Origin of the sequence: Paenibacillus cisolokensis, from assembly GCF_050481165.1 — a bacterium.
Classification (GTDB): domain Bacteria; phylum Bacillota; class Bacilli; order Paenibacillales; family Paenibacillaceae; genus Paenibacillus_AH; species Paenibacillus_AH cisolokensis.
On the sequence record NZ_JBCNFP010000196.1, the window covers coordinates 1 to 835 of the forward strand.

Sequence of the window (835 nt, forward strand, 5' to 3'; positions counted from 1 at the left end):
CGCATCATCGCCTCCACCGCCGATGTAGCAGATTCCGAAGTCGCGGTGGATCTGGTGGTAGCGGACGATGCGATTTACGTCATGGATCGCGGGTACATTGTATACAAGAACTACAAAGCGTGGGCGGATCAGAACATCCGCTTTGTCGCCCGGATTCAGAAACGGAACAAGACGGTGACTGTTCGTGAACGGCCGGTGCCTGAAGCCTCCAAAGTTTTGCGTGACGCGGACGTTAAAGTCTCTTTCACCGACAATGGCGAAACGGTAGAGGTTGAACTTCGCTTGGTGGAATTCACCGATGACAAAGACAACCACTACCGGATTCTCACCAACGTGAACGAGCTTTCAGCAGAGCAGATTAGCGAGATCTATCGCCACCGCTGGATGATCGAGTTGTTCTTCAAGTGGATCAAACAGCATTTGAAGCTCGTCAAACTGTACAGTCTGGAACCGGAAGCGGTATGGACGCAGATGTACTTGGCTTTGACCGCATACGCCCTGGTGCTCATCATCAAGCTGCAAACGGGGACAACGCATACGCCGTGGAGAGTTCTTCAACTGTTGCGGCTTTACGTAGGCAGAGAATGGGAAATGTTCCTGCAAGCGTTGTTCCGACAGCCAACACGCACTTCAAAAGGACGAAAGAAAAAAGCCAAACGTGGGCGACCACGCAAACATCCGGTAAAGCTGAAGGGCGCACGAATGATTGTAAGATAACAACCTTAAATTACATTTGCTGGTAACATGACTTCTACGTTTATTCCGGTATAACGATTTTAGCTCATTCAGGGGAAAGGATAACTGTAAATTTTTGATCATAGATACTTTTATTCTA

The 835-nt window shown here is 48.7% G+C and carries 1 protein-coding gene; it reads left to right on the plus strand.

Features of this window, described 5'->3' with window-relative positions; genetic code table 11:
* On the plus strand, positions 1-717 hold a 717-nt coding region (locus tag ABEV74_RS22935), incomplete at its 5' end, for an IS4 family transposase (RefSeq protein WP_430150002.1).
* Positions 718-835 lie beyond the last annotated feature (118 nt).